The 25,816-nt window shown below is 59.9% G+C and carries 17 protein-coding genes and 1 tRNA gene; 10 read left to right on the top strand and 8 right to left on the bottom strand.

Features of this window, described 5'->3' with window-relative positions:
* Positions 1-87: 87 nt before the first annotated feature.
* From AC6H1L_RS11050 to AC6H1L_RS11025, 6 genes are all read left to right on the top strand, one after another.
* On the top strand, positions 88-1,059 hold the full coding sequence (locus tag AC6H1L_RS11050; RefSeq protein WP_497597568.1) for a cytochrome c oxidase assembly protein: 972 nt from the start codon (positions 88-90) through the stop codon (positions 1,057-1,059).
* A 445-nt stretch (positions 1,060-1,504) separates the two neighbouring features.
* Complete coding sequence (coxB, locus tag AC6H1L_RS11045) at positions 1,505-2,542, top strand: cytochrome c oxidase subunit II (RefSeq protein WP_497597567.1); 1,038 nt, start codon at positions 1,505-1,507, stop codon at positions 2,540-2,542.
* 266 nt (positions 2,543-2,808) lie between these two features.
* Positions 2,809-4,494 carry a cytochrome c oxidase subunit I gene (gene ctaD, locus AC6H1L_RS11040; RefSeq protein WP_497597566.1) on the top strand — a complete coding sequence of 562 codons (1,686 nt, stop codon included), beginning with the start codon at positions 2,809-2,811 and terminating at the stop codon, positions 4,492-4,494.
* Positions 4,495-5,263: 769 nt separating this feature from the next.
* Complete coding sequence (locus AC6H1L_RS11035) at positions 5,264-5,881, top strand: cytochrome c oxidase subunit 3 (RefSeq protein ID WP_297162651.1); 618 nt, start codon at positions 5,264-5,266, stop codon at positions 5,879-5,881.
* Between the two features lie 400 nt (positions 5,882-6,281).
* The gene (locus tag AC6H1L_RS11030; protein ID WP_497597565.1) at positions 6,282-6,707 is read left to right on the top strand and encodes a hypothetical protein; all 426 of its coding nucleotides are present in this window, start codon (positions 6,282-6,284) and stop codon (positions 6,705-6,707) included.
* 301 nt (positions 6,708-7,008) lie between these two features.
* Positions 7,009-8,841 (top strand): ATP-binding response regulator, encoded by a 1,833-nt coding sequence (locus tag AC6H1L_RS11025; RefSeq protein WP_497597564.1) that lies wholly within the window; start codon positions 7,009-7,011, stop codon positions 8,839-8,841.
* Positions 8,842-9,014: 173 nt separating this feature from the next.
* Here AC6H1L_RS11025 and AC6H1L_RS11020 read toward each other — a convergent pair whose 3' ends face one another.
* Entirely contained in the window at positions 9,015-10,289 is a 1,275-nt protein-coding gene (locus AC6H1L_RS11020) for a M16 family metallopeptidase (RefSeq protein ID WP_497597563.1), read from the bottom strand.
* Between the two features lie 305 nt (positions 10,290-10,594).
* Here AC6H1L_RS11020 and AC6H1L_RS11015 point away from each other — a divergent pair.
* A tRNA-Arg gene (locus AC6H1L_RS11015) sits at positions 10,595-10,667 on the top strand.
* A 470-nt stretch (positions 10,668-11,137) separates the two neighbouring features.
* On the opposite strand, the gene AC6H1L_RS11010 is transcribed toward AC6H1L_RS11015, so the two are convergent.
* The 4 genes from AC6H1L_RS11010 to AC6H1L_RS10995 all read right to left on the bottom strand — a co-directional run bounded on the left by AC6H1L_RS11010 (position 11,138) and on the right by AC6H1L_RS10995 (position 14,475).
* Entirely contained in the window at positions 11,138-12,013 is an 876-nt protein-coding gene (locus AC6H1L_RS11010) for a C40 family peptidase (RefSeq protein ID WP_497597562.1), read from the bottom strand.
* Positions 12,014-12,072: 59 nt separating this feature from the next.
* A complete protein-coding gene (locus tag AC6H1L_RS11005) occupies positions 12,073-12,981 on the bottom strand; it encodes a proline dehydrogenase family protein (protein ID WP_497597561.1) in 909 nt (302 codons plus the stop codon).
* Positions 12,982-13,301: 320 nt separating this feature from the next.
* On the bottom strand, positions 13,302-14,174 hold the full coding sequence (locus AC6H1L_RS11000) for an SDR family NAD(P)-dependent oxidoreductase (RefSeq protein ID WP_497597560.1): 873 nt from the start codon (positions 14,172-14,174) through the stop codon (positions 13,302-13,304).
* A 43-nt stretch (positions 14,175-14,217) separates the two neighbouring features.
* Positions 14,218-14,475 (bottom strand): hypothetical protein, encoded by a 258-nt coding sequence (locus tag AC6H1L_RS10995; protein ID WP_497597559.1) that lies wholly within the window; start codon positions 14,473-14,475, stop codon positions 14,218-14,220.
* A 346-nt stretch (positions 14,476-14,821) separates the two neighbouring features.
* On the opposite strand from AC6H1L_RS10995, the gene AC6H1L_RS10990 reads away from it, so the two are divergent.
* A complete protein-coding gene (locus tag AC6H1L_RS10990; RefSeq protein ID WP_497597558.1) occupies positions 14,822-16,147 on the top strand; it encodes a hypothetical protein in 1,326 nt (441 codons plus the stop codon).
* Positions 16,148-16,291: 144 nt separating this feature from the next.
* Here the strand turns inward: AC6H1L_RS10990 and AC6H1L_RS10985 are convergent, their stop codons facing one another.
* The 3 genes from AC6H1L_RS10985 to AC6H1L_RS10975 all read right to left on the bottom strand — a co-directional run bounded on the left by AC6H1L_RS10985 (position 16,292) and on the right by AC6H1L_RS10975 (position 20,577).
* A complete protein-coding gene (locus AC6H1L_RS10985) occupies positions 16,292-16,615 on the bottom strand; it encodes a 2Fe-2S iron-sulfur cluster-binding protein (RefSeq protein WP_497597557.1) in 324 nt (107 codons plus the stop codon).
* A gap of 392 nt (positions 16,616-17,007) precedes the next feature.
* On the bottom strand, positions 17,008-19,128 hold the full coding sequence (locus AC6H1L_RS10980) for a BACON domain-containing protein (RefSeq protein ID WP_497597556.1): 2,121 nt from the start codon (positions 19,126-19,128) through the stop codon (positions 17,008-17,010).
* A gap of 423 nt (positions 19,129-19,551) precedes the next feature.
* Entirely contained in the window at positions 19,552-20,577 is a 1,026-nt protein-coding gene (locus AC6H1L_RS10975; RefSeq protein ID WP_497597555.1) for a hypothetical protein, read from the bottom strand.
* A 495-nt stretch (positions 20,578-21,072) separates the two neighbouring features.
* Between AC6H1L_RS10975 and mutL the strand changes: the two genes are divergently transcribed.
* Positions 21,073-23,187: a DNA mismatch repair endonuclease MutL gene (gene mutL / locus AC6H1L_RS10970; RefSeq protein WP_497597554.1), complete on the top strand. Its 2,115-nt coding sequence runs from the start codon at positions 21,073-21,075 to the stop codon at positions 23,185-23,187.
* Positions 23,187-25,787, top strand: a complete 2,601-nt coding sequence (priA, locus tag AC6H1L_RS10965; RefSeq protein ID WP_497597553.1) for a primosomal protein N' — start codon at positions 23,187-23,189, stop codon at positions 25,785-25,787. Before mutL ends, priA begins: the two co-directional genes overlap by 1 nt.
* The last annotated feature ends 29 nt before the right edge of the window (positions 25,788-25,816 follow it).

Genomic DNA, 25,816 nt, shown 5'->3' with positions numbered 1-25,816 from the left:
TGCGCGGGCAGAGCGAGCCGCTAAGCGGGGCTGCTGTGCTGGGGCGCCACAGAGCAGCCAGCCTAGAGAGCCCAGGGAGAGCAGGCGATGGATTTCTGGCTAAGAGCCTGGCATTTCATCCCTTCAGTAGTTGTTGGCTGCGTAGCGATCACGGTCCTCTATCTCTATGCTATTGGACCGCTACGCAGGCAGTACGAGCTAGGGCCACCGGTGCCTCGCAGCCGGGTGGTTGTCTTTCTGCTAGGGGTGCTGATCATCTTTCTGGCGCTGGTATCGCCGCTAGATGAGTTGGGGGACGATTATCTTTTCAGCGCCCATATGGTCCAGCACCTCCTGATCACCTTAGTGGCTCCACCGATGATGTTGTGGGGTATACCTGGTTGGCTGCTCACGCCTCTGCTGCGCAACCGCCTGCTGTACAGGGCGGTCAAGGTGCTGACCTTGCCTGTTGTGGCCTTCTTTCTCTTTAATGCTGACATCTTTCTCTGGCACGCGCCGCCACTTTACGATGCCACGCTAGAAAATGAAGGCATTCATGTTTTAGAGCATCTTACCTTTATTATCTTCAGCTTTCTGTTCTGGTGGCCGGTGCTGAGTCCGTTAGAGGGAGAATTAGGGCCGCTGTCCTTGCCGGGCCAGGTCCTCTATCTCTTCCTCAGCGGGATGCCGATGGTCCTACTTGGAGCCGGGCTCACCTTTGTGCCTCCGCTCTATGCGCCCTATCTGGCAGCGCCACGGATCTGGGGCATCTCGCCTGCCACAGACCAGCAGCTTGGCGGGCTGATTATGTGGGTACCCGCCAACATCCTGGTGATTGTCCTGATGAGCGTTCTCTTTATCCGCTGGATGCTTGCCCAAGAGCAGCGCCAGATTGAGCGCGAGCGCCTGGCCTGGCAGCAAGAGGAAGAAGAGCAAGCGCGGCAGAGCCATCGGGAAAGTAGTCTGCAGGGAGAGAGCGACGGTGAGGCTGGCGAATGGTCTGAAAGCGGACGCCATGAGACGGGCGTTGGCCGACCGCCCTCCATTGGCGGGGAGCGGTCTGGCGAGCAGCGGCCCTGACAGTGGCTGAAAGCGTCCTGCGCCCGCTGTCTCTTTCCGGCAGGAGAGCCGCATTCAGGTTACTGTAAGGTCCCCTCTCTGAGCTGCAAGCTCTCTGTCAGGGAAAGAGGCTAGACTAATCTGCCAGACTGGGCCTGCTCTGTCGCCTTGCTTGCGCTGCTTGGGGAAGAAAGGGCGAAGGTCAGAGGAACAGGGCAGCTCGCAGGCTGCTACCATACGCGTGCGTGGTAGGCAAGGCGGCGAGCCTGACTGATGGCGCTGGCAGCGTCTGAACTGGGCTGGAGACGGTCGACTCCGGTCAGCCAGGGAGATGGGTGGCAGAGAAGGGAGAAATGGCAGGCGAGCGAGAAGGCCCGCGCTCTGCTCTGGTTGAAGGCCCCTGCAGGGCAGACCTATAATTAACTATCTAGAGCGCTAATCTGTGTCTACTTGAGGAGTGCGAGCAGTGAGGATACCGTTATTTCGAGGGAAAACACGTTGGGGGCTGCTGCTCCTGACGTTGCTCTTATCCTCGCTCCTGTTCGCCGCCTGTGGCGGCAACCCCTCGATCCTCAATCCGGCGGGGCCGGTCGCTCAGGATGAAGCGAATCTCTTCTGGTTTATCCTGGGCGTGGCTACCTTTGTCTTTGTGGTAGTCGAGGGGATTCTGATCTGGTCAATCATTCGTTTCCGCGAGCGTCCGGGGATGCCGACGCCGCGCCAGATTCATGGCAATACAACGCTGGAAATTGTGTGGACCGTAGCGCCCTCGATCTTTCTCTTCGTGGTGCTGGTCTTTACGATCCGCACGATGTTCCAGATCGATACCGTGCCCACAGGCGGGCAACAGTTGGAGGTCACGGCCGTCGGCCATCAGTGGTGGTGGGAGTTCGATTATCCGACCCAGAAGATTATCACTGCCGATGATCTGGTGGTGCCGACGGGGACCGTGGTCCACGTTAAGCTCTATTCGAACAATGTGATCCATAGTTTCTGGGTACCCAATCTGACGGGCAAGACCGATGTGGTGCCTGGCCATGACAATGAGAAGTGGTTTAGTGTTGATAAACCCGGAACCTATCATGGCCAGTGCGCCGAGTACTGTGGCTTGCAGCATGCCAACATGGCCTTTAATGTGGTGGCGCTGCCGCCGGACCAGTTTGCAACCTGGGTGAGTGGTCAGCAGCAGGCGGCGGTGAACAATCCGCAGTATGCGCGCGGGCTGGCGCTCTTCAAGTCCAAGGGATGCACGGCTTGCCACGGGATTGTAGGGGTCAACCTGAACGACTTCAATACACAGCCACAGACACTGGTCGGTCCCAATCTGACACACTTCGGCAGCCGTGATTTGATCGCCGGTGGCGTGCTAAAGAACACGCCTCAGAACCTGGCTGAGTGGTTGCGTGATCCGCAGGCAGTGAAGCCGGGGAACGATATGCCCAATCTCGGCTTGTCTCAGTCCGAAATCAATGATCTGGTGGCCTATCTGGAAAGCCTGAAGTAAAACATAATATATAGAAGGAAGCTGGTAAGATAGGTCATCTGGCAGGCGGTCAAATAGGCCAGCAAGTGGAGAGAGGAGGGCAGTCAGGCCATCGATCAGTGGGAACATGTGAGGCTGAGCTTATCCGGGCCGGGCTGGCGATGGCGCTGTCTGCCTGGCTGCCTGGCTGTAACCGCTGCGCCTGTGCTGAGACAAGCAGACCACGGAGGCGGGCGAGCCTCCCCGGTCTGCCTGAAGGGGCTGATTGGATATTCGGAGGATTTTCCATGGCAACCAGTACGATTGTTGAGCGTCCTGCTCTGGTCCGACAGAAGCGCTTTAGCGAGACATATGTTGGCCAGTGGCTGACGACCACCGATCATAAGAAGATCGGGATCATGTACATGGTCACGGCCTTCTTTTTCTTCGTGGTCGGCGGGTTGGAGGCGTTGCTGATCCGCACTCAGCTGGCACTGCCGGACGGGAAGGTGCTCGATCCTCAGACCTATAACGAGATCTTTACCATGCACGGCACCACGATGATTTTCCTCTTCGTGATGCCGATGTTCACCGGTCTCGGTAACTATGTCGTGCCGCTGATGATCGGGGCGCGCGACATGGCCTTCCCGCGCCTCAATGCCTTCGGCTACTGGATTGTGCTCTTTGGTGGCCTCTTCCTGCAGTCAAGTTTCTTGTTCCATGCGGCGCCAGATGGTGGCTGGTTCGCTTATCCGCCGTTGACCGAGTGTGGCGTGCAGGGAGTGAATTGTATTCCGGCCACGCCCTCGATCAATATGGATTTCTGGGCCCTGGGCGTGCTGCTGCTGGGTATCTCCTCAATTGCGGGCGCGCTGAACTTTGTGGTGACTATCTTTAAGCTGCGCGCACCCGGCATGACGATTAACCGCATGCCGCTCTTTGTGTGGATGACGCTGGTGACGTCATTCCTGCTGCTTTTTGCTCTGCCCAGCCTGACTGCAGCCGCGGGCCTGCTGTTGCTCGATCGCCACTTGGGGACGCACTTCTATCAGGTAGCCTTCAATGGTGATCCGCTACTCTGGCAGCATCTCTTCTGGTCCTTCGGTCACCCGGAGGTTTACATCCTGATCCTGCCGGCCTTCGGCATTGTGTCGGAGGTGCTGCCGGTCTTCTCACGCAAGCCGATCTTTGGTTATACCTTTGTGGCCTGGTCGGGCGTGGCTATCGGGTTCCTGAGCTTTACGGTTTGGGCGCACCATATGTTCGCTGTGGGCCTGCCGGTGGTGGCTCAGGCGTTCTTCGCCACAAGCACGACGCTGATCGCCATCCCGACTGCGGTCAAGATCTTCAACTGGTTGGCGACGATCTACGGCGGCAAGCTCTCGTTTAAGACGCCGATGCTCTTCGCTCTCGGCTTTGTGGCGATGTTCCTGATCGGCGGCCTCAACGGGGTGGCGCTGGCGATCGTCCCCTTCGACTACCAGGTGACCGACAGCTACTTTGTGATCGCCCACCTGCACTATGTGCTCTTCGGCGGAGCGGTCTTTGCCATCTTCGCGGCCATCTTCTACTGGTTCCCGAAGATGACCGGTAAGCTGTTGAATGAGCGCCTGGGCCAGATCCAGTTCTGGTTGATGCTGATTGGGGTGAATGTCACCTTCTTCCCGATGCACATTCTGGGCCTGCTCGGGATGCCGCGCCGTATCTATACCTATGCTCCCGATCTGGGCTGGAATGAGCTGAACCTGCTGGAGACGGTTGGCGCCTTCATTATCGCGGTGGCGATCCTGGTCTTCCTCTTCAACTTTGTGACAAGCCTCCGTCAGGGTCAGCCCGCGGGTAATGATCCCTGGGATGCTTTCACGCTGGAGTGGGATACGACTTCTCCGCCGGAGCCATACAACTTTAAGACGATCCCGGTGGTGCGCAGCCGCCGTCCATTCTACGATAAGAAGAATCCGGAGACGGCAGACTGGAAAGTGGCTGTCCATTGATGGCCTGGTAGCCAGCGAACGATGCGGCCTGTAAGTTGCGCCGTGTCTCTGCTCTCTCCTGGACCCAGGCCCGCTAGTCTGGTCCAGTGCTGCGCTATGAGTAGAGGAGCAGGGACCGGCGCGCTCCGCAGGGCGGAAAGGGCTGTCTCTGGATGAGCTAGTCCGGCTGGGCTGCCCCACGAGTGAGGCGTACTGTGATTAACGAGGAAGAGCAGAAGGATAGGCCCCCAACTGAGGAGCCACGGGGAGAAGCAGGAGCCCGGGAGCAAGAAGCTGCGAACGGTAATGGCGGGCTTGTTGCCAGGAATGGTGCCACGGCTGCTGACCAGCCGAGGCCAGAGAGCCAGAGCGCGGAGACGAAAAAGGTAGAGGGTACTGTCCAGTCGTCGCGCCCGACGAAAGTACCTCGCGGGCCTCATCCCAGTCTTTGGCCCTTTGTGCTCGCTCTAGCTATTGCGGTAGCTTGCCTGGGTGTGGTGACCCACCCTGCAGTGTCGGTGGTGGGGGCTTTACTCATCGTGGTGGCTGTCGTTGGTTGGGGCCTGGAACGCTACTAGACAGGGAGGCGCGATAAGAGGTAGATTCTTCTGCTGCCTGGTATGGCTCGGAGCCGGGTATGCCAGGAGAGGGGCGGGCAAGGAAGGACTCCTCTGCCTGGCGCATCTGGCGATCTTGCTGGGGCTGATCTTCTGGGGAGGCGGCTGACTGGCAAGGTCAACTCTGTCTAGCTTCTTCTTTGGAGAGAGAACTGTCAGGAGAATTTCGGGGTATGAGTGTTGCCTATCGCGAGGGGATACCTGCTCTGGAGCAGGTGCATGAGGAAGGTGGGCGTAGCGTCGGCTGGTGGGGGATGATGTTCTTCATCGCCTCAGAGGCGCTGATTTTCGCTAACCTGATCGCCGCCTATCTCTATCTGGAGATCCGCCAGGGCGGCCACGGCTGGCGCCTGCCTACTGAGATCTGGTATCCGCTCATCAATACCATTATTCTGCTAGGGAGTAGTGCTCCGATTCACTATATCGCCGCCAGGGGTATCGAGAAGGGTAATCAGCAGCGCTTGATTTGGGGCCTGTTGGCGACGATTGTGATGGGGGCTATTTTCTTGGGTGGTCAGGTCTATGAGTATAGCTCTCTGATTCACGAGGGCTTTACTCCTCAAAGCCAGCTCTTCGGCTCGGCTTTCTTTACGCTGACAGGCTTCCACGGCCTGCATGTGACCGTCGGTCTGATCTTTCTGCTGATCGTCTTTGTGCGGGCGCTGAACGGTCACTTTACGAAAGAGCGGCATTTCGCTTTCCAGGCCGGAGAGATGTACTGGCACTTTGTTGATGCGGTCTGGGTCTTTGTCTTTAGCATCGTCTATCTCCTTCCGCTGTTGCGGGGCTAGGTGGGCCCTCCAGGCGCGCTGATGGCAGAGGGTTGTTGGTTGGCGTGTCGCTTGCCTGGCTCACATCGGACGTGGCCTACGCTCTGAGTGTGGCCATAGGGCTGGACCAGCGAGTTAGGCCAGAGCGATGGGGCGGGCGTAGAAACGGCCGCGCTCTTGCAGGGGTCCCGCTGTTTGGGAAGGAGCCGTCTTGATAAGGAAGGGCGTTCTGTCGACTCTGGTGCTCGATCGAGTCGCCTCGGTTGGACGCTCTTCCTTTCCTTGCTTTTTTGATAGGTAACCCTTCCGATGGTGTGATACAATTAAAAACGTGGGGCCAGGAGTCCCTGCCGGCGGTCGTTCTGTGATCGCCAGGGAAATGCTGATTGGACCGGCGAGCTTAGGAAAGGAATCGCCACTCATGGGAGAGGTTAAGCACAGTGGCAGCTTGTCTTCACACAGCATCGGCGAGGGTACACAGTCACCACGGGCGCGCAAACGTCTGATCCGCAGTTGCTCGGTCTGCACTCAGCGCATCGCGCTAGAGGCCATTGCGGTCACGGAGCCTGAAGGTGTGCCTGAGCCGCGCCAGTCATGGGTCTTGTGTCGCGATTGCTATCGTGCGCTGCTCGCTGAGATGAGCCGCTCGCCGGTGCGCTCACCCCTGCGTCTGCGTATCGCGCTGGGCCTGGTCGCCGCTGAGCGCCGCCCGGCTTCTGCTTCGCCCGCCCCCCGTGTCCGGCGCTTTGTTCATGATCATCGCGCCATCATGTTTATCGCGTGGACTCTGATCATCGGCATGTTATTGCATCTGCTCCTGATTGTAGGCCTGGCTAGTTTGCACTAGTCCTCTTCTTGCGAATCCGTGCTTGAGGAGCTGGCTCTATCCTCTTGTGCGGTCATGCCGCCTGGAACCTTGACCGCCTTGCTAGAATATTCATGAGTACTCATCGATCATAGTAGCAATGCGGAAAGGTGTTCGTTTCATGGAGCGCGCCGCCAGAGATGGGGCGGACACGGGCAGTGCTGACCGTCGCTCTCAAGAGTGTCTGGCTTTCCCCGCCTGCACGGCTTCTGATGCCTCTCTCCCCTGGGCATCGGCTCCTACTGCAATGATGCCTCCGAATGCACAGGCGATTCTGAGAGCTGTGACCGAGAATCTGCGCAGTGGCTTTTTGCTCTTGAACCAGCGTGAGCGGCTGGCCTGTGCGAATAGTCGGGCCTGTGTCTTGCTTGGGTGCCAGGAGGCGGAGCTGACTGCCGGTGCGGCGGTGGATATCCGGGCGCGTTTGTTGGCACGGGCTGCTGATCCTCTGCGGGCGCGTGAGGAGTTAGATCGCCTGTGGGAGCATCCCGAGCAGGAAGCAGCGACGGATCTGGCTTTGCTCGATGCGGCGGTCCGCTGGTTGCGTGTGCGGAGTTTCCCTGTCTATGGGGATGCTGGCCACTTGCTCGGGCGAGGCCTCCTACTGGATGATATTACACTGGAGCGTGAGGCCGCTCAGGCGCGTTCTGAGGCGCTGGCTCTGGCGGCTCATGAGCTAAAGACGCCGCTCGCGATTATTAAGGGCTGTGCGACAACGCTGCTTGGCTCGTCGCGGCGCTGGGACCCGGCTGTCCAACGCGAGATGCTGGAGATGATCGATGCTCAGGCCGATCGTTTGCATGAGATTCTGAATACGCTGTTGGATGTGTGGCGGCTTGATAGTGGAACGCAGACGCTGCGTCTGGCTCAGGTGCAGTTTGAGGAATTGCTGCGGCGCCTGGTGGAGCAGCGCGAGCGCTCGGCGCCCGGCCATCGCTTCATTCTCCGCGTGCCTCCTGCCTTGCCTCCTGTTCCCTGTGATCCTCTGCGCATAGAGCAGGTGCTCAATCATTTGCTGGATAATGCGGTCCGCTACTCGCCAGGTGGGGGAACGATTCGCCTTGAGGTGGAGGTGGAAGGGGCAGAGCTGCGCGTGAGTATTGCTGATCAGGGTATTGGGATTCCTCGGGAGCATTTGGAGCATATCTTTCAGCGCTTCTACCGCTTGCCGCGAGAGGAGGCCGAGGGCGAGGAGGAGGGCAGCGGTTTGGGGCTGGCCGTGGCGCGGGCAACGATTGAGGCACATGGGGGACGTATTTGGGCCGATTCGCCTGGCCCGGGCCAGGGGGCGACCTTCTCGTTTACGTTGCCGCTGCAGACGACGGGTGAGCTGCCCGCTGTAATGGCCACGGCAGAGGCGGCTCCGGCTCTGGCTGCGGGCAGCGCCTCGACCTCGGCTGCGGTGACGCTGCGCCGCGAGCGCCTGGCTTCTGTTTTGCTGGCTGAGCAGGATGCCCGTATTGCTCGCTACCTGCGCGCTCATTTGGAGGAGCAGGGCTGTCAAGTGCAGGTGGCGTCGCATAGTGCTCAGTTTTTCCGCTTGCTCGATTTGCAGGTGCCTGATCTGATCTTGCTGGCTAACCTGGCTGATATTACGGCTCTGGAGCTGCTGCGCCGCCTGCGTGAGTTTTCGGAGATACCGGTGATTGCTCTTTGCCCCGCTGGCCATGATGAAGAGGGGGTGCGCCTCCTCGATGCTGGGGCAGACGATTTGGTCTATAAGCCGTTCAACTTGCGGGAGCTGCTGGCGCGGGTGCGCTGCCGCTTGCGCCGACGCGGCCCGGAGGGAGCAGAGCAGAAGCATCAGCCGGTCTTCCGAACGGGTGATCTGGTGATCGATTATGCTCAGCATCAGGTCTTTGTGGCCGGTCAGCCGGTGCAGTTGAGCCGTACAGAGTATCGCTTGCTCACAACGCTGGCCCAGCATGTTGGCATGGTAATGACGCATGAGTTGCTGCTAGAAAAAGTTTGGGGGCCGGAGTATAATCGCGAGATTGATTTTGTGTGGGTCTATATTAGCCGCCTGCGGCGCAAGATTGAGCCGGACCCGCGTCATCCGCGCTATATTCTTACGGTGCCGGATGTGGGCTATAAGCTGGCCCGGCTCCCTTACTGAGTCTGAGTTTCTCTGCTCTTAATCCTGGGCTTCTTCTGTTCTGCTTCGCTCTCCTCTGCGCGCTTCCTCTCCCCTTGTTGATCAGAGCGATTGCCTCGCGGAGGCGGGTAGGCCTTGGGGCTGCCCGGCTGGCTGGCTGGCTCTGATGCCGCCGCTCGCGCTCCTGGCTCCTGTTAGCCAAGAAGCTGTTCTTCGTTCAGGGGACCGAGGGCGACCAGGACTTGTTTTTCGCGCAGGGGGAAGCGCCGCAGGGTGCGCATGATGTCCTCTGCTGTGACGCGCTCAACGCGTTCGATTTCTTCGTCGATGCTGATCAGGCGGCCTTCAGTGGCCCAGTCAGAGGCCAGGGTGCGCATGCGCGTGAAGGTGGATTCGCTGCTGAGCACGATGCTGCTGATCCATTTGTCTTTGGCGCGCCTCAGCTCGTCTTCAAGGACGCCGTCTTCAAGGAGGCTGTCAAGCTCGGCGCGCAGGAGGCGCAAGACGTGCGGGGCCTCTTCAGGGGTGGAGTTGGCTTCGAGCAGGAGCAGGCCTGTATCTTCGAGGGCCCAGATGCCAGCGCTGGCTGATTCAGCCAGGCCCTTCTGATGGATATTCCAGTAGATGCGCGAGCCGTCGGTATCCCCGAGGATGCTTCCGCCGAGGGCAGCAGCGTAGTAGTCAGGGTCCTGGATGCCGACGCAGGGCATGGCCAGGAGGATAATTTGCTGCTTGAGACGGGGGTCGACGATGATGTTATTGATCGATTGGGCCGGTTCGAAAGGCCGAAGCTCGCGCCCGCTCTCGCCGGTGCGCCAGTCGCTGCAGAGCTGTTCGGCGCGCGCGACGAAGCGCTCCCAGTCGAAGTTACCGGCGACGGCCAGGATCATGTTATTGGCGCCGTAGCGGCGCTGCCAGTAGTCGCGCATTTGTTCGATGCGCATGTTGCGGATGCTTTCGCGCGAGCCAAGGACGTCGTGCCCAAGCGGATGGCCGCTAAAATAGGTTTGGGCCAGGCGGCGGAAGGCCAGGTTGTAGGGCTGGTCTTCGGAGCGGGCAATTTCGTTGATGATGACTTCTTTTTCGGTTTCGAAATCGCTTTCGGCCAGGCGTGGATACATCATGTCGCTGAGCAGTTCAAGAGCCCGCTCGCTGTATTCGCTGAGGACGCGCGCGAAGTACATGGTGGCCTCGTGCGAGGTGAAGGCGTTTAGCTCAGCCCCGATTTTGTTGAATTCAAGGGTAATCTGCTGCCAGTCGAGGTGTTGGGTGCCTTTAAAAACCATGTGTTCGAGAAAGTGTGAGACGCCCTCGATGGCAGGATCATGCTCGTCGCGCGAGCCAGTGCGCACGTAGTAGGCGATGGAGACCGATTCAAAGTCGGGCATGCTTTGACCTACAATCTGCAGGCCGTTGCTCAGGCGATGGGTGTGGAAGATGTCCCGCCCGACGGTGATGGAGTCTGTCATGCTCTCTTCCTCCGCGTGAATAGAGGCCTCAGATGTCCTTTTTTCTAGCATGATAGCCCCTGCCAAGAGCGACTGTCAAATCGAGTGGGCTGGCCTCCAAGGTGGCTGGCGCTGTTCGGTTTGATAGCGACTGCCTTCTCTGGCCGATGCTGCTTACGCCGCTCCTGGCACTTGACAGGACCCCAAGAGCATGCTAGGATGAAACCAGTCTGCCCCTGGCCTGATAGCCGGCAGACTGGGCGCCTTTGCTTCTGACCAGTATGGGCTATCGAATTAAATAGTCGCTTCTTTGTGTCAAGGAGGATGGGGCCGTAGCTCAGTGGATAGAGCAGCGACCTCCTAAGTCGCGTGTCGGAGGTTCGATTCCTCTCGGCCCCGCTTTTTTGTCAAAGCTCATAGTCACTTTCCCTCTCTATTTGTTTCTTCTGCCCGTTTTCAATATACCCGTTGAATACGGTATTAGCCGGCAGTTTTTTCTAGAGCAATTCATTGAGGCTGGTCGTTCTTGTGCTAAATAGATGCTGTGAGGAATTTGGTAGGATAAAGCTCCAGGCGCGAGGCGGGTGATCGATCCGATCGGCTATAACGGCGGCTGAGACCAAGGCGGCGCTGATCTTTCTGTGGGCTACTTGCTGCTTGCGATAGGCGTTTCGTTTCGTAGAGGAAGTGAGGGATCATTGGCAGACGCCTGCTTTGCGCTCGCATCTGCTGTGCGTTGTCTCGCCCGCTGTGCCCCGGCCCCGGGCATGCTCCCGGAGGTGGGACGAGTTGCTCAGATAGCGGTGGGACTGGTGAGCGAGAGCGAGTGCGGAGCGATTGAGGGAGCAGCAGACCTACCACTCCCTCACTCAAGCCTGGTCGGGAGGTCCCTCTGGGCCCTCCTCCGCCGTCACCACCCGTTTCACACCCCATACACAACTTGCCAGCCGCTCGTTATAGTCCTCGTCGCCTGGCCGCAAGCTATTGATCACCACCCGATTGTACTCCACGCCTTCCGCATGCACGAAGCGCCTCCCATCCAACGCCATTGCCACATGCGTGATCCGCTCACGTCCAAAAAAGACCAAATCCCCAGCGCGCAGCTCCGCGAGCGGTACCGAGCACTGCAAAAACGCATACTGCTGATCCGCATCGCGCGGCAACAGATAGCCTGCCATGCGATAACAGAGCTGCACCAGGCCACTACAATCGATCCCCTCGCAAGTCGTCCCGCCCCACAGATAGGGAGTTCCCAAAAGCTCGCAGGCATACTCCAGCGCCACCCTGAGCGGACGGCGCGGAAAAGCCTCGTGCGCCAGGTGCACTGCCACCGCCGTGCGCTCCAACCAGGCACGGCGCTCACCCGGCAAGGCCACCTCCACCCGCGAGGCAAAACGCAGATCGGTCAGCGGCAGTACCGTCGACAAATAGACCGGTCCCAGCGACACCGGGCCCTCAGCCGCCGCAAAAAGCTGCGTCCGCGGCCTCTGCACCACCGCCACCAGCGGCAGCGCCGTCCCACAGCCCTCGCCAACCCGACAGAAGCCCGTCACAATCGGCTCCTCCAAATCGGCGCTGCGCAGCCAGCCACTATAGTCCGAGAGCTGACCATGCAGCCACTCACCTTGCTCCCCATCGACCAGGACCTCACGATTCAGCAGGGCTTGTGTCACCAGCTCCGAAGCCGCGTCCGGTTCCCGCCGCACATCTGCCACTGGCACCGCCACCACCAGCTTGGTCGTCATCAGTGCTCACCCCTCACTTCCCTGAAAAAAGCGCCAGGCGCTGACCTCCAAAGGAACACTCAGCGCCAGAGGTTGCTCAGCACAAACATCAAATTCGCCGGACGTTCCGCCAGGCGACGCATCAGATACGGGTACCACTGCGAGCCATAGGGCACATAGACCCGCACGTGATAGCCCCCACGGGCTAGCCGTTCCTGCAGGTCGCGCCGGATGCCATAAAGCATCTGGAACTCAAACGCATCGCGGCTGATCCCGTGATCACGCGCAAACCGGCAGGCCGCCGTAATCATGGCCTCATCATGAGTCGCGATGGCTGGGAAATTCCCGCGCGCCAGCAACATTCCCATCAAGCGCACATAATTGGCATCGACCTCGGCCTTCTGCGGAAAGGCCAGGCTCGGCGGCTCCTTATAAGCCCCCTTCACCAAACGCACTCGGACTCCTGCTTGCAGCAAGCGCTCCAAATCATCCTTACTGCGATACAGATAGGCCTGGATCACCGTCCCGACCTGCTCAAACTCGCGATGCAGGCGCAACGTCAAATCAATCGTCCGCTCGGTATAAGCCGAGCTTTCCATATCGATACAGACAAAGATCCCCAGGCGGGCGGCCTCGCTCAAAAGACGGCGCAGATTCTCCTCACATAGCTCCTGAGCAATATCCAGGCCCAGCGCCGTCAACTTGATCGAGATATTGGCATCCAGACCGCTTTCCTTAATGCATTCCAGAGCGCGGACATAGTCCTCCGTTGCCGCCCGAGCTTCGCGCTCATCCGTCACATTCTCCCCCAGGTGATCCAGCGCCACACTCAACCCTTGCTGATTGAGCGCGCGCGTCACCGCGATGCAATCGCTCAACTGCTCGCCGGCCACAAAGCGGTGCGAGAAATTGCGCGCTGCCCGATTCGACAACGCAAAGTTACGCAGCCCATCATGCTGCGACAGATACAGCAATGTATCTCTGAGCATCAGCGCCCCCTGTAACCAATGACAAGATCGCTAACATGGTAAAGCATCAGCATCGGCTGTCCTGCTAAGCTTTCCTGCCCCCTATGATAGCACAAGAAGAGCCGCTCTGGCTCCCTTGCCTCACCTCACCACCAAGCAGCGCCAGAGCGGCCCTGCACTTGTCAGACCCGTTGGCCTCGGTCGGCGAAAAAGCCCGAGCAAAGAACTGACTGCCACATGAGCAGCTTGGTCGGCAGCACCTGAGAGGGCGCCCAGGCGCCCATAGCTCTAGCTCTGCCTGGCAGGCTCGGGTGGCTGTGGGTCGCCGCGCTCTCTCCTGCCTACCAGCGCAGCGAGCGGCGAATCTGCCAGTCCCAAAAGCGGTCAGGCAGCCAGTAGCGCAAACGCATCGCCCAGGCCATGCTCGGGGGAACAGCGTAGCGTGTACGCGGTCGAGAACTGTTCAGAATCTTCTCAACCGTCTGGGCGAAGAGCTCCGGCGGAAAACCTCCCTTACCAGCAGCCAGGCGCATCGCGCTCTTTTCCATCACCGTTAGCAAACGCTCATAAGGGCTGCCCTGGCCGCGATACTGCTCCAGCTTGCTGCGCGCCCGCTCCATGCTCGTGCGCCAAATTCCCGTCGGGCTGGAAGTCGGCTCGATCAGGACCACCCGCACTCCAAAAGGCGCCAGCTCGATGCGCAGGCTGTCGCTCAGGGCCTCCAAGGCAAACTTGCTTGCTCCATAAGGACCAAGAGCCGGCAACGGAATACGGCCATTGACGCTGCTCACATTGATAATCGTCCCCCGCGCTGCCTTCAGTAGGGGTAACAGCGCCTGTGTCACCCCAATATGGGCAATCGTATTGATCTCAAACTGCGCGCGCAGGTCATCGAGATCAATCAGCTCCAGCGGGCCGGCGAAGGCCGTACCAGCGTTGTTCAGCAGCGCCTTCAACTGGGGCGTTGCTTCAGCCACTCGCTCGCCCAACGCCTTCACCTGGGCCGCATCCGTAATATCACACAGCAAAGGCCTCAAACGGTCAGCGATTCCCACCGTCTTGGCCTCTGCCAGCAGTTGCTCCGCATCGGTCTCGCGCCGCACCGTGGCAAAGACCTGCCAGCCACGGCGCGCCAAATGCAGGGCCGTGATGCGCCCGAAGCCGCTAGAGCAGCCAGTAATCACAATGGTCGCATTCCCTGCCGTTGTTGTCATCGCGCTCTCTGCTCCTCTCTCTGCCGCGTGCTGGAATCAGACATCAAAATAGCTCGTCGCCATCTGGGTCCTCGGGCCGCGGACCAGGCCCAATGCGATCCCACAGACCCAGACGAATCAGCTCGCAGCGAGCCTCAAAGCCGAATTGCTCGGGGTCCATCTCGCGGCCATGACGCAGAACCAGGCCGCGGAGCATCTCGATCTGCTCCGCCTTTGAGGCAACATCTTGCTCAAAAGGAATATGCTGCGCCAGATGCTCAATAGCCTGGCGCTGATACCATCGCTCCTGTGACTCTGCCATAGGCATCACTCAGCAGGCAGTCAGATCAAGACCAACGAGCTGTATGCGTGCGATAGGGGGAACGAACGACTAGCAAGGCTGCTAACGTCGGCGAAAGCGGCCTCAATTGGCTTGGCCTTGCTACATCACCGTAATGCTATCATGGCGACGTTGAACGCTGCAAGGGAACGCTGGGCCGGCGGCCTCTCCTCAAGAGACACTTTGAAACAAATTTGTATACGTTGGAAATAGCCATTTTGCCCTAAAGCGCCCGCTCTCTCTTGACCGCATCAGGCAACAATGCTACTGTCAGAAAGGAGATCAATGCTCGATAAATAACTTCCGGTAAATAGCGAAGGTGATTGTGATGATGCTCTGTGTCCACTGTAATACGTACCGACCGGAGGGTGAGGGTCCCTGTCCCTATTGCGGCGGACCAGCGTCGGCCTGGCCGGCTAATGGTGTCAGCGGCAATCCTGGCAGCGGCATCTTCTCCACAGGCAGTGGCCATACGACAGTCGCTATGCCGCCGCTTGGCTCCTCCTTTGCGGCTCCCTCTGGGTCTGGCACAGGGACAGAGTGGCAGGCACAATCACTGTCGAGCTATCAGGCCTATCAGCAGTCAGGCCAGGCGGGACAGCCGGGGCCAGGCTCGGGAGTCAATTATCCAGGGGCCAGCGCTGCTACAGGCTCGGATGTCAGCTATCCGGCGTTGAGCAGTCCAGGCTTTAGCTACGCGGGCCTGAGCGGTTCAGGAACTGCCACTGTGCCTTTTGGGAGTCAGAGCCAATCACCGCTGTCGGGAACCGGCGAGGCCGTGCCCCAGGAGCCTTTCCCTCCGAGCCAGCAACAGTTTCCCGCTGCCCCCCTTAACGGGAGCAACGGCCAGGGGCAGCAGACCGGTTTCCATGATCCGCTCCAGGCTCAAGGCCAGGGACAGGGTCAGCAGACGATGGCCATGTTGCCTGTCCTCTATCAGGACCCGGCCAATCCTTCCACACAATCGCTGATCCTCATCCCGCAGGCCCAAGGGGTCAACACTGGCGCGCTCCTGCCCCTGAGCCAGCAGGTGCCAGGCCCTCCCATTGCTGGCATCCCCACTGAGGAAGAGGCGCTCTATATTCCGCCGATGTACACAAAGCCGCGACCTGTGATCCCGCGCTATCGCGCGATCAGCGGCTTCCTCAGCTTTATAATTGTCATGCTGTTGCTGTGCAGTGGTGCAGCCTATTACGCCAAAGTGACCGGTAAGCTGGCTTTCCTGGGGCAGCTCATGGGTATGGCCCCCCCCAGCCTGCAGGCCACACCGATACCTAACCTGCCCGATCCCAAGCCGAGCGAAAATGGACCGGCCTATGGAGTCATTAGCTCAGCAACAACGGCGCCCAGCGTCGACCCTAAAACTGGCATTGCTCTCCAGCCCAGCCAGGTCTTTAAACCAGGTCAGACCATCTACTTGACCTACAGCGTCCATGCTAAAAAAGCCGGCACGGTCACAGTCAAGTGGTATACCAACGGCCTCCTCTATCAGGTGCTCTCGAAAAACACCCCAGACCCTAAAGGCGGCTCCTGGACCGGCGTCTCCATGATGCGCTTCACTCAGCCTCTTGAAGGTATGGTCGAACTCTACTGGAACGATACAGGGAAGCCGCCTCAGCTCGCTATCCGCCTCTACTTTGTTGTCCGGCCCTAGCGAGAAGGACAGAGCATCCCTATGGCGTGAATAGGTGGGTGGGCATGCTATTCCCGCCATGAATAGCGCCAAAAAAGGAGAAAGGAGACAAGGGCGGCCAGAAACGCGCGAGCTGCCCCGCTCCTTCTCTACCTCTGCCGAAAGCTAGGCTTCCTCTCCGCGCCTCTTGCACAGCGTCTCGACATTCACATCGCCATAGACACGCACCTGACAGGCCAGGCGCAGATTCGGGTTCTTCTTGAGATCGTTGCGCAGCCAGAACTTTTCCATGAAAGTCAACTCGTTCGTATTGCTGGCAGGGTAAACTGCTACGCGGTCCGTGCCACAGAGACCATTGCCGTGGCAGTTAGCGAATTTCCACAGACCGCAGTACACAGGGACATCATGCTCAAGCGCCGGATAGCGCACATTATCGCCTTCAGGAACCTCAACCTTGATCTTCTCACGCACAAACGTAATCGTTGGCACGGTAAATTCCTCCGCAGGAATGGTGCTGGCTCTCTTTAGATGCTCCCTTGCAGGGACCAGCCAGCCAGTCAGCAGAGCAGGCCTACGGCGCTCCGGCCAGGCCTGCCGGAAGCGAATTATAGGCGAGAGCTGCCAGGCGTAGCAAGCTCAGATCGCGCCGCGCCTGGTCTTTCACCTCCCCTTACCTATCTCTGGCCTGCCTGACCAGTCTTGATTTTCCCCGAATGCGCTGGCTTCTGACCGACAGTCAGCCGCTCAGAGGCGCGAAAGGCCTGTTGCTGCTGTGCCTGGTGAGAGTGTAGCATAGAGCACCAGGGCTAGCAAGGGCAGAGAGTGGCAGGGCGTAAGCCGTCTGATCTGCGTCTGGACTCGCCAGCGGCGTCGGCCTGTGCTCAAATTACCGCAATGAGAACAAGGATCTGCTCTGAAGGAACCAGGGAGGCAAGATCAGGATCGCGCTCTGCTACGGTCAACGTCAGGGTAAGCGAGGTATTGGCCGGCACCTGCGAGAGCAGGGGAAGAATGCTAACAGTCTCGCTCTGTCCCGGGGCCAGCGGGCCGCCATTGGCCGGTGTGATCTTCAAGGGCGGATTACTCTGATCAACGCTGATGGTCCAGTTCAATGGCGCCTTTCCATCATTGCCAATGGTCACAGTCTGCGCCTCCGGCGTACTACCATGCGGCACATCGAAGATAAGAAGTGTGGGCGTGACCGTAATCGTTGGCAAAGCTGGCGCTTTGACCGTTAAGGTAACGCTAATTTCCTGCTTGTCCGAGCCAACGCTAAAGGTAAGGTGACCCTGATAGGCTCCCGGGTCCAGTGCGGTTGCGTCAATCTGCACCGTTACGGTGGCACGGGCCCCGGGTGCCAGCGTGCCTGTCGCTGGCATGGCACCCAGCCAGTGCCCATTGTCGCTTGTGCTGCTTGTCAGCGACCAGCCCACCGCGAGGCCACCACTGTTGGAGAGCGTCAGCACTTGGGGTGGTGGATTCTGCCCCTGCGTCGTTGTAAAGCTCAGGGCAGAGGGAGCCACTGTCAGTCGACCTGGAGCGACAACATGCAGCCCCACCGTTAGCTGCGACCCTTCTCCCGAAGCGCCTGCATTTTGAAAGAGGATTGTCCCCCGATAGTCTCCCGCGGGCAAAGCCGCCGGCGAGACCGTCACGCTCAGCGTGACGCTGGCTCCTGCTGCCAGGTGACCACTGGCCGGCGTTACCTGCAGCCACTCCCCGCCCGCGCTCGTACTGACGCTACTGCTCCAATCAAGCGCCTGCTGACTATGGTTCTGAAGGACGATCGCCTGTTCTAACGGAGCATGCGTCTCGCTGCTCACCGTATAGCTCAAGCTAGCGGGCGCAATGCTCAGGCTGCTCAGCCTGGTCACCGGTCCCAAAACCGTCATAGTGACGGTCAGGAGCTGCGCCGACTTGCCCGCTCCGTCCGACTGTTGGGTAAAGGTCACATGGGCGGTATACTTGCCAGCCGCCAGCTCCCCACGCTGAGCTATCAGCGTGACCACCTCGCTCCCGATAAAGCTGCCGCGCGCCGGGTCCACCCTCAGCCAGGGACGATCACTGTTCGCCTGCCAGCTCAACTGGCCACCGCCAGCGTTGAGCAAAGTAATCGCCAGCCTTGTCGTTGTTCCTGGAAGATCCTCTCCCAGATCGACCGTATAGTCCGAAAGCTTCAGCAGCGGCGGCGTTGTCACCGGCGACAGCACCGTAATCGTCGTTGAGATGCTCAGCAACTGCGTTTCATCCACCACAAAAAGCTGATGCTCTCCTGGTTGCCAATCAGGAGTAACGGTCATCTGAAGAGCAAAAGCGCCGATCTCGTTAGCTCGCAGATGCAATGGCTGGCCGTGGGCATCACGCAGTGGAATAGCGCCATCACGCTGCAGGCTCAGCTGATCACCCGCGCCAAATCCCTTGCCCACGAGCGTCAGACTCTCATAGACATGCAACTGACGGGGAATCACAGTCAGCGAAGGCGTAAACGTTGCTGCTGACCAACGACGCGAGAAAAACAGATACGTAAGGATCAAACTGACTGTCAGCACTATGAGAAATAGCGCCAATAAGAAGCGTAACAGCGGATGGCGCTGTCTCTGAAGCTGGAGGGGTAAATGCGCCTCAGCCTGACTTGCATGGGCATGGCCTCCGCGCTGACTCTGTGTCAGCGGAGGCAGGACCTCCTGAGCCTGCAGGAGCATCGGCTGCGGCTCGGGGCGGCCTGTCTGCGGTGTCAGGTCGGCTGGCCCGTGGGGCGCGGGTTGCTCTCTGGTCGGGGAGGGCGGTGTCGAAAAGGGACTGGAGAGATAGGGCTGATCCTCGGGATGTAGTCCGGCATGATACCCAATCGGCTGGGGCGAAGCCGGGGGAATAGAGCGCCGGAGCTGTCTGCGCCCTGCCTTCGGCGCAGTCAACGGCGCAAAAGGATACCCACAGTAACGGCAAGTGTGGGCGTGAGCAGGTACCAGTTTATGACAATGACGGCAACGCTTGGTTCGCATCGGCGTGTCCCACTCTCTGACCTAGCTGCCCAGCGGCACGGCTGGAAGCGCTGGTCTGACTGACCAATCAGCTCACCTCGTCGCCAGTGATGCCGGCTCTCGGCTACGCTGGGACCGGGCTGTTGGAGAGGGAAAGGCTGCATGCTCTCTACTGAGATAGACGTCAGACCTTGCCTGGCATCCAGAGAAGGAGCAGGACCGATCATAGTGTATCATAAATTGTCATCATGGGCACAGCAGTCGGGGAAAGTGGCTGTTGGCCGGAGTGGCAATGAAGGCAGGATGGATACGGGCCTCTGAGACGATGCTAGGAGCGACAGTAAGTTCGCTGTGGTGAAGGCGAGCGGGATGGGTCAACTGCAGGAAGGGAGAGGCAGGGCCGCGAGGGGTGCACCACAGCCCTCGCAGCTTCCTGGGAGCGGCTTACTGCTCGTCGCTCTCCTCGTCGGCAGAAGCGACCAGGGCCAGTAACTCCTCTTCAAGCTGACGCCAGACAAGGGCTTCGGCCTGGCTGATGTCCAGGGGATGACGCCGGCGCGTTGCCTCGCTCATGAGCTGGGCCGTGCGACGACGTAAGCTGGCCAGCAAAGGCTTTTGTACCTCCAGCGGCGGTAATCGGTAGAGCTGAATAAGTTCAACAGGGTAGAATTCATCAGGTTCAAAGGCAAGGAGCAGCAGATTCGTGTACTTGTGCAGAAGAGAGAGCCGCTCCTGAGACAGCAGTTGCGGCTGACTGCTCACCGCCAGCAAACAGCCAGCAACGCGGCGCGCCCGAACAATCGGGCAGGCGACAGCAACGAGAGCCTCGTCTTGCGCCAGAGGGTCTACTCCTGGAGTCGGGATCACGAGCGAGGCTTGCGCCGGCGTCTGAAAGATGACAGTGCGGGCGATAGAGACTGCGTGACCGGCCAGGGATTCGCGGCCATAGAAGCAGGCTTCGCCCTGTGAACTGAGCTGCCAGCGTCGGCTGTCGTTGGTCAGCGCAATGCGCAGGCTGCGCACGCGCCCACCGCGCGAGGGCGGCATGCAGCGCACTATGAGCAGGCTCAAGCCCTGCCGCCGCGGATCAAGATGAATGCTGGCTTGCTGGAGCACCAGGTTGCTGACTACCCATGTGCGTAACGGCTCCGGCACCTTCAGCGCAGCATTCAGAACGCGGTCGTAAAAGACAGGAGCGATCTCCTGAGCTTCACTACAGTGGGCCGCGCTCTGGTCTCCGCGGCTCAATAGAGCGAATTCCCGCGCCACCTGTTCTAATAACCCTTGATGATGCTGTGGTAATGCGCAAAAGAGACGGTAGAGAGCATACGGGCAAGGAGCTTCTTCGCCAGAGACCCAGCGCGCCAGAGTAGTGGAGGAAATGCCTGCTGCTTCTAACAAGCGCATTTGCTCTTGAGGATTGTCTTCGATACTGCTCAGGAATTCATGCCATCGTTGAGGCTCGTACATTCTTCCTTCCTTGGACCCTCTCAATAGCTACACACCGCTCCTCACCTAACTATAGCACGCCCCTCCGACCTCGGCCATTAAAATTCCGTTAAAATTACGATTGATACATCTTTTATCTATATCAGACATATATAAATAGTTATATCTTTTCCAGAAGAGGTGATCGGAGAAAGACCAGGGACAGTTGAGACCCAAAAAGGCTAGCGCAGCCTGAGATCCATACGGGGGAGAGCAGCAGACGAACCCGCTGTCTGCCGAGGACAAAACCTGGATAGTGAGCCGCGCCCGGCGCTGCCCTATGGTATAATCAGTCAAGTACGAACAATCGTTCTTCACTCTCGCGTAGCGAAGCCTGCGAGAGTGGGGGCAGGGAGAGCGATGGCAGATGTAGTCTGTCTGCCTCTCTAGCTGAGACTGGAAAAGAAGACGTGGAGCGGGGGCGGGAGCACTGCGTTTCTCCCTACTCGCTTCAGCAGCGAAGGAAGAGTCTGCCCTATGCCGATTCGCCAACTGGCCCCGGAGGTCGCAGCCAAGATCGCCGCTGGCGAGGTGGTAGAGCGCCCCGCCTCGGTCGTAAAGGAATTAATTGAGAATAGCATTGATGCTGGCGCCACGCAGATCCGAGTTGATCTCATTCATGGCGGTTTACAACTGATACGGGTCAGCGACAACGGCTGCGGTATCCCGGCTGAGGAGCTGCCGTTAGCCCTGGCGCGTCATGCTACGAGTAAGGTCAGCACTATTGAGGACCTGGAGCGCATTCGCTCGCTAGGGTTTCGAGGTGAGGCGCTGGCGAGCATTGCCGCAGTGGCAGAGGTAGTCTTGATCAGCCGTCCGCGCGGGGCGGCACACAGCGCCCAGGTCAGCGCCTGCAATGGTCAGATTTCGTCAGTGAGTTCGGCGGCCTCGCCCGAAGGCACCATTGTCACCGTGCGCAATCTGTTCAGCGCCGTGCCAGCCCGCCTGAAATTTCTGAAAAGCCGCCAGACAGAGGTGAGTCACTGCTTGCATTTACTCCAGCAGTATGCCCTTGCCTATCCCGAGATCCGCTTTACCGTTACCAGCGAGGGGCGCGAGGTCTTTACGACGCCGGGCGATGGGCAACTGGCTACGGTACTGGTGCAGATGTATGGCCCGGCGGTAGCCCGGCAGATGGTGCCGCTCAGCAGCTCAGCGGACGATGATCCCGAGCGCCCGCTGATCAGTGGCTATGTCAGCCGGCCCACGTGTTATAAAAGCACACGCCAGTATCTTTCCTTCTTTGTTAATCGTCGCTGGGTGCATAGCCGCCTACTCATTGCTGCCGTCGAAGAGGCCTATCGGACTCTGCTGCTCAGCGGGCGTCATCCGCTGGCGGTCATCAATATCCAGGTGGACCCGTCGCAGATCGATGTCAATGTTCACCCGGCTAAGACGGAGATTCGCTTCCTACGCGAGCGCCGGATTTACGCCGAGCTGATGCGGGCTGTGCGGCGCGCTCTGCTCGAAGAGGCGGAGGCTCCAAGCTGGCAACCGGCTCAACCGCAACGCTCCGCGGCGCCCACTGCTGCGAGCACCAGCTCCCGCCCTCTCGACGTGCCAGCGACTTCGCTGGGAATGGTAGCGCATCCGACTGCCACGGAGCGGCCCTCCACAGGCGAAGAGCAGACAATACCTCTCGCGCCGACCGTGATCGGGCAAGAACAAGGGGAAGCGCCTACGCAAGCAAGCCCTGCCCTTGAGCAAGAGGTTGAGGGCGAGAGCAGCGCTGGCCCCGGTCTGCGCCATGCTTTTCCTCTTGACAATCCCTGGCTGACAGTGAGCGAGGAAGAAGGCAGAGCCCGGGCAGCGCGGCAGTCGCGTCTGTGGCAGAGCCATAGGCGTCCGCAGCAGGGCGCGCCCTTGTTGCGGACAGATCCCTCTGCGCCAGCCGTTTCCTCTGCCTCCCCAGCGTCCGACGAAGGAGAGAGAGCCGGCCCAGCGGCAGCTCCTCCGCTCGCAGGTCCAGCCTCAATGGACGCTCAGTCTGGTCTTCGTCAGGCGCACAGTAATTTTCCTGAGCTGCGTGTCATTGGGCAATTGCTCCAAAGCTACATTGTTGCCGAAGGACGCGATGGCCTCTATCTGATTGATCAGCATGCTGCCCATGAGCGCATTATTCTGGAGCGCATGCTAGCTGCGCGTCAGGAACGGACCTCGCTGGCGCAGATGCTCCTGACTCCTTTGCGCCTTGACCTTTCGCCTGCCGAGTTAGAGGCCCTCGAAGAGCACCTTGAGGGACTGCGTGACCTTGGCTTCGAGCTGGAGATCGTTGATCATGGGCAGGTGCTCGCGCGCGCCGTGCCCTCGGTCCTCGCCAAACAGCTTAGCGCGCGTTCCCTGCAGGAGCTGCTCCGCGAGCTGACCGCTCCCGAGCACGATGGCTATAGCCAGACCTGGGAGGAGCACGCCCTTGCTAACATCGCCTGCAAGGCGGCCATTAAAGCCAACTATTTTCTAACCAGCAGCGAGATGCGGGAGCTGATCGAGCAGCTCGCCCAGACGCGCGCACCCTTTAGTTGCTGTCATGGCCGACCGACAACCATCCATTTTAGCGCTGCCGCTCTAGAACGCGAATTCGGGAGGCGCTAGTGTTTGCGGAAGTCCTGACCGTGGCCGCCAGTTGGCAGGGTGAGCGGCCTCTGTTAACCTATGAGGTACCGACAGAGCTGGCCGGGCAACTTCAGCCAGGTCAGTTGGTGGCCGTGCCTTATGGTGAACGCCTGGTTGAAGGCATCATCTGGCAACTGCGGGAGACCTGTGAGCATAGCCTCCTGGAAACCCTGCGTCCGTTACAGGCCTTACTTGATGTGCAGCCAGTGCTCTTGCCCCATCAGCGTGCCCTGGCGGAGTGGATGGCCGACTACTATGTGACCTCGCTCGCGCTGGTTGTTCAGCTCATGCTCCCGCCCGGCCTACTGCAGGGGTCGCGTGCTGTCCTGACCCTGGCCAATAGGGAGCCACAGGCAACGGCCTCGCTGCCACTCCAGGCGCTGATCGGTCTCTTGCTCGATGAAGGAGAGATCGATGTTGCCCGCCTGCGGAACATGCTAGGCCCGGCGCGCGCCCGCGCCTTGCTGAAGGAAGCGGTGGCCAGTGGCCTGATCGAGCGGGTGCCGCGTCTGGAGGAGCCACGCCTGCGCCCGCGGCGGCAGCGTGTTGTTCGGTTGTGCCTGCACGGCGAGAAACTGGCTGCCTGGAAACGTCATCTGGAGGCCTCTCTGCCCCAGCAGACAGCTCCTGATGCTGGGCTGAGCAACGCCCTGGAGCTGTTGCACCCCTCCTCTGCTCTGCGCCGGGGTCCGCGCTCTCCGCTCTCTCTTCAAGTGGAGGGATCTGCCGCCAGAGCTCCCAGCGCGGCAGAGCAGGCCCAACACAATGCGCAGACGCTACGCGCCTTACGTGCTCTGGCGGCCATCGACTTATTAGAGCACAGCCCCCCCGATGTACTCTGGACGCCGAGCCGTCTGGCGCGCGCCAGCGGACTCACCCAGGCCCAATTACAGCAGCTCGTCGCCGAGGGCGTCCTCGCCATTGAGGAAAACGTAGAAGTGCGACGTGACCCATTGCGGGATCGCCCCATTGTCCCTAGCTCTCCACTGCCGCTGACTCCCGCTCAGGAGGCCGCTCTCCGTGCAATTCTGGCCCCCGAAGCCGCTCAGAAGCCCCTACTGTTGCACGGCGTCACCGGTAGCGGCAAAACTGAGGTCTACCTGCAGGCCCTGGCGGCTCTCATTGCTCAGGGCAAAAGGGGCCTAGTGCTTGTCCCCGAGATTGCCATCACAGCTCAGGCTGTCCAGCGTATTGCCGGGCGCTTCCCCGGCAGAGTAGCTATTATTCACAGTGCCCTCAGCCCAGGCGAGCGCTATGACGAATGGCGGCGCATCCGCGCTGGTCAGGTCGATGTCGTGCTTGGCTCGCGCTCCGCTCTCTTCGTGCCTTTACCCGACCTGGGTCTCATCATTCTCGATGAAGAGCATGAAACGGCCTACAAGCAGGAGGAACGCCGACCGACCTACCATGCGCGCGACGTCGCCTGCGCTCTCGGGCGCCTCCTTGGTATTCCCGTGGTCCTCGGCAGCGCTACCCCTTCCGTCACCAGCTTCTATCGTGCTCAGCAGGGAGCCTATCAGCTCCTGGAGCTTCCCGAACGCATCGGGGCCCCTCTACCGCCGGTGGAGGTCGTCGACCTGCGCAGCGAACTGCATGCCGGCAACACCAGTATTCTCAGTCGGCGCCTGCACAGCGAATTAGAGCGCGTCCTTGCCCAGCGCCAACAAGCCATTCTCTACCTCAACCGCCGCGGAGCGGCGAGCTGCGTGCTCTGTCGCGAATGTGGCTACGTGGCTATGTGCGAGCACTGCGATGTACCGCTGACCTATCACGCGACTGAGCGCATGCTCCTCTGCCACTATTGCAATGGCCGGCACCCTGTCTTGACACGCTGCCCCCACTGCGACAGCCACGGCTTGCGCTACTTCGGCATCGGCACGGAGAAGGTGGAGCAGGCCATTCAGCAAGCCTTTCCTCAAGCCCGGCTGCTGCGCTGGGATCGGGATACGGCGCGCACCCGCCGCGCCCATGAAGAGCTATTGGATCGTTTTGCCAACCACGAGGCCGATATTCTGATCGGCACTCAGATGATTGCCAAGGGCCTCGATCTGCCTGGGGTGACTCTGGTAGGCGTAGTTGCCGCCGACATCGCGCTCATGCTGCCGGATTTCGCCGCCAGCGAGCGCGCCTTTACTCTCCTCACTCAGGTTGCAGGCCGGGCCGGGCGCGGCAGCGAGTCAGGCCTGGTCATTATTCAGACCTTCAACCCGGAGCATTTTGCCATCGAAACTGCCTCGCGCCACGCCTACCATGAATTCTACGCGGCTGAGATTGCGCTGCGTCAGCGCTATGGCTATCCTCCTTTCCGCCAGTTCGTCAAATTCACCTATAGCCATCATAACCGGCGCCAGGCTCAGAATGAGGCTCTGCTGCTACGCGAGCAGCTCGATCGCGCAATCGCTGAGCTGGGATTAGAGGAGACCGATATTGTAGGCCCTGCCCCTGCAGTCATGGAGCGCATCCGCGACGAATTCCGCTGGCAAATGATCGCGCGTGGTCCAGACCTGCGCCCCTTGCTCCGCGCCCTCTCTATTCCTCCCGGCTGGCACGTCGATATCGATCCAGTAAGTACCATGTAGGGAAAAGCCTGGTTGGCCCGGCGGCCCTG

Source organism: Thermogemmatispora argillosa, assembly GCF_059696725.1.
The sequence above is the reverse complement of the archived record's forward strand: the minus strand, read 5'-3'. Positions and strand labels throughout refer to the sequence as shown.

Excerpts from the sequence above, each read along its gene's own strand:
- mutL (WP_497597554.1), top strand. The coding sequence starts at position 21,073 with ATGCCGATTCGCCAACTGGCCCCGGAGGTCGCAGCCAAGATCGCCGCT.
- AC6H1L_RS10990 (WP_497597558.1), top strand. The coding sequence starts at position 14,822 with ATGATGCTCTGTGTCCACTGTAATACGTACCGACCGGAGGGTGAGGGT.
- AC6H1L_RS11035 (WP_297162651.1), top strand. The coding sequence starts at position 5,264 with ATGAGTGTTGCCTATCGCGAGGGGATACCTGCTCTGGAGCAGGTGCAT.
- AC6H1L_RS11000 (WP_497597560.1), bottom strand. The coding sequence starts at position 14,174 with ATGACAACAACGGCAGGGAATGCGACCATTGTGATTACTGGCTGCTCT.
- AC6H1L_RS10980 (WP_497597556.1), bottom strand. The coding sequence starts at position 19,128 with ATGCGAACCAAGCGTTGCCGTCATTGTCATAAACTGGTACCTGCTCAC.
- ctaD (WP_497597566.1), top strand. The coding sequence starts at position 2,809 with ATGGCAACCAGTACGATTGTTGAGCGTCCTGCTCTGGTCCGACAGAAG.
- AC6H1L_RS10975 (WP_497597555.1), bottom strand. The coding sequence starts at position 20,577 with ATGTACGAGCCTCAACGATGGCATGAATTCCTGAGCAGTATCGAAGAC.
- AC6H1L_RS11010 (WP_497597562.1), bottom strand. The coding sequence starts at position 12,013 with ATGACGACCAAGCTGGTGGTGGCGGTGCCAGTGGCAGATGTGCGGCGG.
- AC6H1L_RS11020 (WP_497597563.1), bottom strand. The coding sequence starts at position 10,289 with ATGACAGACTCCATCACCGTCGGGCGGGACATCTTCCACACCCATCGC.
- AC6H1L_RS10995 (WP_497597559.1), bottom strand. The coding sequence starts at position 14,475 with ATGGCAGAGTCACAGGAGCGATGGTATCAGCGCCAGGCTATTGAGCAT.
- AC6H1L_RS11050 (WP_497597568.1), top strand. The coding sequence starts at position 88 with ATGGATTTCTGGCTAAGAGCCTGGCATTTCATCCCTTCAGTAGTTGTT.
- AC6H1L_RS11030 (WP_497597565.1), top strand. The coding sequence starts at position 6,282 with ATGGGAGAGGTTAAGCACAGTGGCAGCTTGTCTTCACACAGCATCGGC.
- AC6H1L_RS11005 (WP_497597561.1), bottom strand. The coding sequence starts at position 12,981 with ATGCTCAGAGATACATTGCTGTATCTGTCGCAGCATGATGGGCTGCGT.